Source organism: Bullifex sp. (assembly GCF_034103065.1).
In the GTDB taxonomy this organism is placed as follows: Bacteria; Spirochaetota; Spirochaetia; order Sphaerochaetales; family Sphaerochaetaceae; genus Bullifex.
In genome coordinates this window covers 1-10989 of the sequence record NZ_JAXEGN010000049.1, presented here as the reverse complement: position 1 = coordinate 10989, position 10989 = coordinate 1, and the positions used below count along the sequence as shown (strand labels likewise).

Here is a 10989-nt window from a genome sequence, read left to right as displayed (position 1 = left end):
AAACTCTCAGGTGGTAAAAAGGTTCATTTAATTACTAGTGAAGATTTATTATTAAACTTTGCTGATAAAGTTTTTCCTGGCTTTACAATAAAGGAAAAAGCATTAGTCAGAGTTACACGTAACGCAGACTTTGAGGCATTTTCAAAGGATGCTGATGATGAATTTGACTACGATTTTTCACGCTTTATTCAAACTAAAGTTGAAGGAAGAACTAGAGGTGATGTAATTAGACTTGAAACCAATACTTTACTATCTAATGAGCTATCATCATTTTTAAAGCAACATCTAACTGCAAAGAAGTGTTCTACTTATATAGTCCCTGACCACTTCGATTATAAGTTTTTATTCTCCCTCGCTGATTATTTCTCATATGAAAATTTAGCAGAGTTGAGATTTAATGCACATCGCCCTGTTACTCCACAAGTTTTATCAAAGACTTCTGATTTAATTAGTGAAGTAAAGAGAAAGGATATCTTCCTTGCATATCCATATCAAAGTATGGATGTTTTAATAAAGCTTTTAAACCAAGCAGCAGAGGATGATAGAGTATCTTCAATTAAGATTACTATCTATCGCTTAGCTAGAAATTCAAAAATAATATCAGCCCTTCTAAGAGCAAGAGAAAATGGTAAGGAAGTAGTTGCTGTAATGGAGCTTTGTGCAAGATTTGATGAAGAGAATAACTTAGATAACGCTGAAGTTCTTCAAGATGCAGGATGTACAGTATTCTACGGTGTTGAAGACTTAAAGGTGCACTCTAAAATTATCTCTATTACCTTAGATGAAGGTGGAAAAGTAAGTTACATCACACACATTGGTACAGGTAACTATAATGAAGGAACAGCAAAACAATACACTGATTTAAACTTAATCACAGCAAATGAGGAAATAGGTAATGATGGAGCGGCCTTCTTTAGAAGCATAGCAGTTCTTGATATTAATCATGTATATTCACGCCTACTTGTAGCACCTTACTCTCTTAAAGCGGGCTTAATTGCTGAAATGGATAGAGAAATAGCAAAAGGCAGTAATGGAGTAATTAGAGCCAAAATAAATTCCTTAACTGACCTTGAGTGTATTGAAAAGTTAATTGAAGCTAGTAAAGCTGGTGTTAAGGTTTCATTAGTAGTTAGAGGAATTTGCTGTCTACTTCCTTCTGTTGAAGGGGAAAGCGAAAATATTAATGTAATTAGTATCGTTGGACGTTTCTTAGAGCACTCAAGGATATATTCCTTTGGTAGTGGAGGAGATGAAAGAGTATATATTGCTTCAGCAGATTTAATGACAAGAAACCTAGAAAAAAGAATTGAAATTGCAGTTCCTATTTTAGATCCAAGCATTAAGAAAAGAATTCTTTCACTACTTACTTTAATTGAATCTGATAACATTAAAGCACGAAGGCTATCTGCTGATGGAAGTTATCAAAAGATAAAAACTCTATCTAAGATGATTAACAGCCAAGAAGAATGCATTAAAAACGCAAATTACCTTTAAAAGTGTCCAATCATGGGCACTTTTTTGATTACTTTATTTTATGCTATCATAATTTCATGATCGAATTAGCACTTCCTGCGGGTAGTTTAGAAACTGCCCTCACAGCATTTTCACACGGTGCTGATGCTGTATATTTTGGCTTAAAAGAATTTTCTGCAAGAAAAGGTGCAGTAAATTTTTCTATAGAGGATTTATCAAAAATAAGAAGATACTCTCTTGAAAATGGTAAGAAAACCTATATTACCCTAAACACATTAATTGATGATGATTCAATGGAAAGAGTATTTAGCATACTTGATCAAATTTCATTCTACCAAACAGATGGAATGATAATTCAAGATTTAGGGGTTGCTAATATAATAAGAAAATACTATCCAAATCTTCCATTACATGGATCAACTCAACTAGCTGTCCATACTAGTGATGGAGTAAAAGTACTTCAAGACTTAGGCTTTGAGCGTGTAGTTCTCTCAAGAGAGTTAAGCATGAAGGAAATTGAAAAGATTAGAAAAGAATGCCCGGATGTAGAACTTAAAGTATTCATCCATGGGGCTCTTTGCTATGGCTTTTCAGGGCTATGTTCTGCATCTGCACTCAAGTGTAATCGCTCTGCAAATGGAGGAGAGTGCGCTCAAATTTGTCGCTCTTGGTTTAGAGATCTACAAAGTGGTAAGAAGGGTTATTTCTTCAGCATGCAGGATATGGAGGCAGGAGAAAGATTAATCGAACTAAATAACATGGGTATCGATAGTGCTAAAGTTGAAGGAAGATTAAAGTCTCCTGAATATGTAGCAGCTGTAACTGAGTACTATAGAGCAATACTGGATAAAGGATACTTTACAAAAGAACAACAAGATAGTATTAAAACTACCTTCCAAAGAAAAAGTAGTGACGCTTATCTATCATACAAACCCGATAGAGAATCTCTTGTATCGGTTAATTATCCAGGTCACCTTGGACTATATGTAGGAAAAGTAATTAGTGAAAAGGGAAAACAAAGAGTTATTGAAACTGAAGAAAATATAGAAAACCATGATGGACTACAATATCTAAAAAGTGATCAAAATGGACTTTTGACCTCAGAGAAGTTTTCAGCATCAATTGTGAAAAAGGATAGCTCCTTTACTACCCTCTATATCGATACAGATATGCGTCTTCAGGACTATAAGATTTATAAAATCTCTGATTCAACTAAAAGAGAAAAAACTCCAAGTACTAACCTTCCTCTATATAGAAAACCTATCGATATCAAGGTTGTTCTTGATAAAACAGCTATTACTGCAACTTACAATAATATCTCTCTTAAAAAGGATATTAACTTAGAAGAAGCTAAGAATAAGAAAGATATTAACACTATCTTTGAAAAAGCTTTTTCAGAATCTGGTACATCTAAATACACCCTTAAAAGCTTGGATTTAATCAACAACTCAGGACTCGATTATCCATTTATTGTCCCATCTTTTTTAAAGGAATTTAGAAGAAACTTCTATGAACTTCTTGATAGTGAGAAAATTGAAAGGGTAAAAATTAAAGAGCCTCAAGCTATAAAAGAAGGCTTTACACTTCCAAATAGATATCTTTTAGATAGTGATTTACCATGGTCTATAGAGGTAAAGGAATTAGATGGCAAAGCTTATATTACTCTTCCACCAATTACCTTTGATGAAAAAGCTCTATGGTCTAAGGTACTTGAGAAGATAGCACCTTACAAAAAGGTAACAATAGGACTAAACAATATATCACAAGTAAACTTTGCAAAGTCACACCCTGAATATGATTACTTTGCTGATATTTACTTATACTTACCAAATAGATTTGCACTTGAATTATTAAATAATGAAATACCTAATTTAATTGGTGGATATCTTTGGTTTGAAAGAAATAGTTATTCTCACACTTGGCCATTTAAACCAACAATTACCAATTATGAGCCACCATACTTTATCTCTCGAACCTGTTATCGTCATGATGCTCTAGGTTTACCATGTAAAGGGTGTAAAAGACATGATGACTTTAAGATTTCCCAAGCACCTGACACATTTACAGTAAAGGTTCGTGATTGCATCACAGTTGTAAGAAGGGACAGGAATTAACCTGTCCCTTAATTATTTAGAAACTCCTTACAGGAATACATTTAAGCGGCATATGGCGCATAGAGTAATCAGTTTTTCCCTCATAAAGAGAATATGACCATTTTGCAAATATAGACTTTTTATGTGGATTTAATAGATCTTGTATCCAAGCACTCGAAGACCATATGTGGCCACTTTCAAATATTTCAAGTAATTCCTTATTAAAGGTATCTTTATTCTTTATTACATAATCGTAAAGGACCTTTAATTCATCTGCAGCTGGAATAAACCAATCACTATAACGACTTTGTTTATTCCAAGAAACAAAATCAGACCAAAGATAAGTATCCTCTGTTCTGTAACTACAGTTTTTATATATATTCTTGCCTTTAGAAGGGAACTTTGTTCCATGCGATATCCAATCGTTCTCCGACCTATTGTTATCACCAGTTTCATGAGTACAATAAGAATTGATGTAAGATAGAATTTTTTTTGTATTACTCTTACCCGTTCCTATTTCAGTACTTGTTAATACTTCTGGGTTATACCCTGAATAAGAAGAACCAACGATATCAACATTATTATAAAAACCCCAATAAAGTCCTTTACCATTTCCAATAGGTGTTAAAGAAAATTCATAGAACCTACCTAAACCAGAGATTCTTACATAAGAATAGGCATTAACTATCTTATCAACACTATCTTCATTTATATTGTAAGGGATAAGGTAGCCATCTTTGTCATAGAAGTAGTATATATCAGAATCATCTCCACCTGCATCATAGAAGACTCTTCCATCAAGTATGTACTCCTTTCTAGTGGTATAGCAAAGTTCAAGATAAACATCATGCTCTGGCATTGTAAACTTTCCACCTGCAACATTTACTGTAACCTTTTTACCATCTGAGTCTATGTAATAAGATCTTATTGCTCGTGAATAATTATAGCCTCTAATATGAGTTTTTACGTTATATTCACCTTCAAGATAATTAACAGTTGTAGCATACTTAATCTTTAAAGGCTCTGCTAAAGAATATCTATATCTACCATCTGAGCCTATAGTTTCAATCTCATTTCCATTTTGATTAACGTACTTTACAAATAAGTTAAATTCTTTAATTTCCTCATTAGGAAGTACACTTACATTACATGCTGGCATTTTAAAGGTATTACCACTTAACATAGGAATTTCTTCACCTGTTGTTTTATTAATAACCTTCCATCCATTAAATGTATAACCAGTCTTGGTAGCTGAAGATGGAAGTGTTATTAGAGAATCAAACAAAGCACTACTTGGAATATTTTCGCTAACTTCCCAATCATTAAGAATTGGAGTAATTTCATAAGTATTAGTAACAAGCATAACAACTAAAGAAATATCCCTTCCAGGCATTTTAAATTTATTATCATTGATAGCTAAAGGTACTAATTCTGATTCAAATTTTTCATACCAAACAACACTATAGCCTTCAGGAATTTTAGACTCTACAATAGGAAGAGTAACTAAACTTGATGGTTGCTGAGGCTTTATTTCATTACTTGAAAGAGTAATTCCTTCAGAAATATATAATAACTTTATATCAAAAGCTTTTCTTACAATATCAAGAGTTAAATCTACATCTGAATTAGGCATAATAAAGAATGATTCATTTTGACTTAATATTATCTCTTTATCTCCATATTTATAACTCCATATAGCACTATAAAGAGATTCATCAAGACCATTGACTTTTGGTATATATACTACACTACCTTTCTTACTTGGATTTATTTCACTTGCAGAAAGAGTATATCCTGAGTCATTTTTAATTGTTATTTGATATAATTTATCTACAAGTTTTGCACGCAGTGAAACATCAGAGTTAGGCATAGTAATTTTATTATCAGAAATTACTAAATCCCTTGGTTTAAGAGGAATAAAACCATCAAGAGTTAATTCATCATCAATTAAATATGATACTTCTTCATTATCAATTAAAGTAACTTTATCCCCTTCTTGATGGCCATAAGAAGCAATAATAGAGTCATCATCAATGTAATAATAAATTGTATAGACCTTATCTTCCTTAACCTCAAGATTAAGTTTTGCAACTTCTATATCATTACACTCTAAAGTGATCGTATATACTCCTACTTCTTTTTTTAAAACTAAAGAGTTAGGATTATTTCCTTCAACTATACCATTTACCTTCCAATTCCATTTTACAAGACTTGATGGGATATAGTCGTAGCTTAAAGCAATTTTATCTCCAACACTCTTTATAACCTTAGAGCTTGGGATATCATTTACTTTAATCTCACCACTATAATCATACCACCCTGCTATTAGTGTTAATGGAGATGATACAATAACAGTATTTGAATCTAATATTTTTTTATCATTAAACCAGCCAATGAAGATTGATTTATCCTTCTTAAGATCTGTAGGTAAAGTAATCGCTGTTCCTTCCTCCACATTACGCTCAACACAATGCGTTCCATCATTGTAATCAAGGACTACTTTATAGGTATTAGGCTTTGCAACATTCGGATAAAAATCACAAGATATGAAAACAAATAACACTAAGAGAGTTAAAAATAAAGGTAACATATTTTTTTTCATATCAGAAACTCCTTATCATAACACCATAGCATTGGTTTCTTCGAGCTTTAATAACTAATGGATTCTCGTTTTTAAAATCAAAACAGCGTACTTCGTAATATTGATCTGTTGTACTTGAGCTCCAAAATTGGTTATCATAAAGCCTCATTACTTCTTTAATATTATTTGGAAGTAAATCATAAGATTCCTTTAAAAGCAGAAGTTCATCTATACTTGGGATATAGTAATCGCTTGGATTTCCACTCTTCTTAAGTTCTTCAATTTTTTCCATATATACATCAAAAAGGTACTCATAATATTCATAGCAATTATGGTATAGCTTGTAGTAATTACTACCTGTGCAGAAGTTATTTATATATGAAAGAATATCTTGAGTTGCATATTTACCATATCCAATTCCTGTTCCTGTTGCAACTACAACTTCTTCAGAGTAATAAGCATCTCTAATTGCACCATTACTACTAAAGCCCCAAACTAACTTTTCATTTGATAATAAACTTGGGTAAAGGACATAGAATCTATCATCTCCAAGGCCTTCTTTATGATAGAAAGCTGCATCTTTAAGGACTCTAATGTCAGCACCTTCTTCATATTTAATTTTTTTACCATTACTATCATAGAAAGTATATTTGGCATCACTTTGAATTTTAGAGTCATAGAAGATAATTCCACCAACTTTCTCTTTAACTATATCTTCAAAATATATATAAACAATAACATCACCATCTGGAACTATAAATTTATTGTCATCAATATTTAATACGTAATCAAAGGTACTTTTTTCACCATTATAATATCCTTCAGCTTTTACAAATTTATAGTCGTCAAGATTAATTAGTGAACTTAAATTATCTAATAAACTTAAAGAAGAACCATAAGCATAGTTAAAGTTTAATTTCTCAATTTCTGTTCCATCTAGCTTTAAATAATTAAACTCAATCTTATGGATATTTGCTTTTCCATATGGACGAACTACTATATCTTTAGAAGGCATAATATTAGGTAGCTTTTTCCATTCACCATTATCTAAATATTGCCACTCTATAAATTTATATCCATCCTTTTGAGGATATCCATCCTTTTGAGGATTAGTGAAAATTTCTTCTAGTTCAGCACCTCCTCTTATCTGAGTAGGAAGCTCTTTATCACAACTCCATCCATCCATTTCATAGGTAGTGGTATATTTCTTATTTTCAATTTTTGCCTTAATTCCAAAATGAGAATTAGGAACCTGGAATTTTCCATCAACAACATTTAGTTCTTTTGTTAAATCTGTACTTATATACCATACTAATTCTTTTCCTTCAGGTACTGTACCAATCATTTTAGGGAGATCTAACCATGTTCCTGGAATTTGGAACTGTTTTTCATACTTATATTCTTCAAAAGCAATACCATTTTTATGAAAATTCAATGGATATTTAGTTTTTAATACTAATTCAACATCTCTTTCTGGCATAATGAATGATTTTTCAATTACTTTTCCATCAAGATACCAAAGAGGAGAATATTGTGTAGGATTAAAATTATGAACTGCATTTGGAAGATTTACAACACTACCTGGGATTTGTGGCTCGATAGGTGTAAATTCAAATGATTCCTTTTTTATTACATTAACATTATATTTTTTCTTTACTATTTCAGCTTGAACTAATACATCACTTTTAGGCATTGTAAATGAATCATCTTCATTTATTACTAAACTATCAGGTTCAAGAATCTTCCACTTTGAAAACTCATCTGCTTTATCTAAAGTAATCTTTAATAATTCAAGTGAGGATAGTTCAACCCTTTGTCCTGCACTATAACCACTTTTCTCAACAACAATATCATTAACGCTATAAATAACTGAATAAACTTCATCCTTTACTATTGTAAGGATATACTCTGCAACCTTTGATTTATTTACTTCTAATGAAATTACATACTCTCCTTCCATGGTAGCAGAATCCATAGAAAAACATTCAGGGTCATTACAATTTGTATTTTTACCATCTACTTTCCAAGTCCAAATATCACTATCATTTGGATATCCTGTAGTATCGTAGCTAAATACAATTGGAGTATTTTGACTCTTTACACTCTTTTCCCCTTCATAAGAATTTAATTTGATTTTCTTATCAAAGTTATACCAACCTGCTTCTAATGTAATATCCTCATCAACCTTTAAAAAGTTATTAGTAAGCTTTCTTCCATTTAGATACCAACCAGTAAAAACACTATTTGACTTTGAAATTGCAGATGGCATTATAAAGGTGCTTCCTTTTACTAATTCCTGTACAATTAAAGGAGTATCATCTTTATAATCAATTGTAACTTTAACTGTTTTAACACCATTATTTTCTGTATTACAGGAAATAATTAATAAACCTACTAAAAGTAATAATGTTATTAATAAAGCCTTTTTCATACTAGAAGCTCCTTACTGGGATAATGTAGTGGTCAGCTGAATCAGAACGTTTTGCGTAATTACCGGATGTAATTATTTTTTGTAAGTATCCAGTAGCATACGAAGTAGTATAATAAATAAGACTGTTATATAATTCTGATTCAGAACTTGAAGACCATATACCCTTTTCCAACATATCTATGCCTGTTGTATAGTCAAAATTCTTAAACCTTCCAGCTTTAATCATCTCATGAGCTAAGATAAACATCTCATCTTTACTTGGGATGTAGTAATCCTTTGGCTCATTTTCTCTTCTATTCTTTAGCCAAGACATAAATACATCCAAAGCATAATTTCCTTGATCTTTTCCACTATTTCTATATAGGTTATATTTTATTGAGCTACTACTACTTATTTTCTCATCAGGAGTTTCTCCTGAAACTTCATTAAGACAATATTTAGTGATATAAGAAATTAAGGAGTTTGTATTTTCTCTTCCGTATCCTACCCTCATTTTTATATTTAATAGGTCGGTATTTTGCATAAAGCCCCAAGAATTTACTTTTAATTCTTCATCTAAATATGCAACATAGAATCTATCTTTTGTACTTTGTCCTAACTTAACATAATATTCTGCATCCTTTAGCAAAGTAATGTCTGAACCATCGTAGGCAATTTCTTTTTTATCTTTATCATAGAATATATAATCAACACCATATTCTTTACCTAAATCCATAAAGATATCACCACCAACAGGTAGTTTACCGGTATAGCTATAAGTAATTCTTAATGTTGCATTCTTATTTGGCATTTTAAATTGATCATCTATAGCTGTTACTTTGCCACCTACAATCAACTCAGAATATAAATATTTATATTCAGCTATATCTTTTATATATTTTTTAATATCAACAATTGAGTCATATGAAATATTATCTTCTTCATCTTTTGTGCCTGGTATTGCTTTATGATTGTCATCTCCATAACTAACTATAAGTTTATTCTTATTTGCAACGTATTCAAGCTTTGCTTCAATATCATATAATGGCATAACAATAGTATCACTACCATATTCAGGAATCGCGACAGAAGAACCAACTTTTGTAAATTTCCAACCGGTAATAGTATAGCCTTCCTTAGTTATATTTCTATATTGGGAATAATCAACTTTAGTACCATATTTTGCTTTCGTTGGTAATGTATAAGGATTGTTCCATCCATCCAAATTAGTAATTATATTAAAAGTCTTTCCATCCTTTCTGACCCTTATTGTAATATCACTATCACCCATTAAGACCTTATCATAATCATATGGCTTTCCATTAACATCGAAATAAGCAGAATACTCATCACCTAAATCAGAAAGAACCTTAGGAAGTGTAATTACCTCATCTACATATGCATCACTATGGGTATAGTATGAAAGTTCAAGCTTATCAGGATTATCTATTTTTACTTTGTGAGGTTTACTTTTTTGAGTTACCTCTAAAACTACATCGCATTTTGGCATGGTAAAGCTATTTTTTACAACTTCTCCATTCATTATCCATGATTCTTCAAAGCCTTCTTGAGTAGTAGCAATTGGAAGTTTAACAATAGTTCCCGGATATTGTGGTTCTATTTCATTTTTTGATAATACAAGTCCTTCTGTATTTACAATCGTGACGCTATATTTTTTTGCATCCATTACACATTGAAATACAACATCACATTCAGGCATATTGAAAGAATTATCATCGATATTTAAATATAAAGGCTCTTGAACAATCCAATCTTTAAGTACCTTATCATCAGGAATAATTAAATCAGCATCTTGAGTATCAACATTAATATTTCTTTTTTGTCCTGCAGGGATGCCAAAATAACTTATAGCCAAATTATCATCTATTTTATAGCTAATTGAGTATACACTATCTTCAACTACATCTATAACAATAGAGCCAATCTTTATATCATTGCAAACAAGAGTAAAGGTATGAAGACCTTTGTAATCAGAGGCCTTTAATGTAATTGAAGATGTGTTGTTTGCAATTTCCTCATCATCTACCATCCACTTCCAGCTTAGTGATGATGGATAATCTTCTTCTGGGTATGAAAGAGTAAAAACAGATAACACATTTACACAAGCATTAATTGTTTTATTACCATTAAATAATATGTAATTCTTTGGAGTGTACCATTTACCTTCTAAAGCAATATCTTTGTTTACAAATATTGATTTTCCTACAAGCAATGTATCATCTTTATACCAACCTAAGAAAATATTTCCATCCTTAGGTGAAACAGAAGGGAGATTAAAAACACTCTCACCTAATACCATTTGAGTATAAGGTGTACTTCCATCACCCTTATTTATTTCAATTTTATAGGTATTAACTGGATCAATTTTACAAGAAACAATAGCTAACAATGCTAAAAGGAAGATTAATAAA

The 10989-nt window shown here is 31.3% G+C and carries 5 protein-coding genes; 2 read left to right on the top strand and 3 right to left on the bottom strand.

Translation table 11 applies throughout. The annotated features are described in order from the left end of the window. Both ppk1 and SOY52_RS02025 read left to right on the top strand, forming a co-directional pair. Positions 1-1494 (top strand): polyphosphate kinase 1 (ppk1, locus tag SOY52_RS02030; RefSeq protein WP_320847320.1); only part of this gene is annotated, 1494 nt, incomplete at its 5' end. 56 nt (positions 1495-1550) lie between these two features. Further along, positions 1551-3587 carry a peptidase U32 family protein gene (locus SOY52_RS02025; protein WP_320847319.1) on the top strand — a complete coding sequence of 679 codons (2037 nt, stop codon included), beginning with the start codon at positions 1551-1553 and terminating at the stop codon, positions 3585-3587. Between the two features lie 16 nt (positions 3588-3603). Here SOY52_RS02025 and SOY52_RS02020 read toward each other — a convergent pair whose 3' ends face one another. From SOY52_RS02020 to SOY52_RS02010, 3 genes are all read right to left on the bottom strand, one after another. After that, entirely contained in the window at positions 3604-6168 is a 2565-nt protein-coding gene (locus SOY52_RS02020; RefSeq protein ID WP_320847318.1) for an InlB B-repeat-containing protein, read from the bottom strand. Between the two features lies 1 nt (position 6169). Continuing rightward, the gene (locus tag SOY52_RS02015) at positions 6170-8578 is read right to left on the bottom strand and encodes an InlB B-repeat-containing protein (RefSeq protein WP_320847317.1); all 2409 of its coding nucleotides are present in this window, start codon (positions 8576-8578) and stop codon (positions 6170-6172) included. Between the two features lies 1 nt (position 8579). Then, the coding region (locus SOY52_RS02010) for a hypothetical protein (RefSeq protein WP_320847316.1) at positions 8580-10989 on the bottom strand (2410 nt) is incomplete at its 5' end.

Bases quoted from the DNA above. Each gene is read 5' to 3' on its own strand.
- SOY52_RS02025 (WP_320847319.1), top strand. From the start codon at position 1,551: ATGATCGAATTAGCACTTCCTGCGGGTAGTTTAGAAACTGCCCTCACA.
- SOY52_RS02015 (WP_320847317.1), bottom strand. From the start codon at position 8,578: ATGAAAAAGGCTTTATTAATAACATTATTACTTTTAGTAGGTTTATTA.
- SOY52_RS02020 (WP_320847318.1), bottom strand. From the start codon at position 6,168: ATGAAAAAAAATATGTTACCTTTATTTTTAACTCTCTTAGTGTTATTT.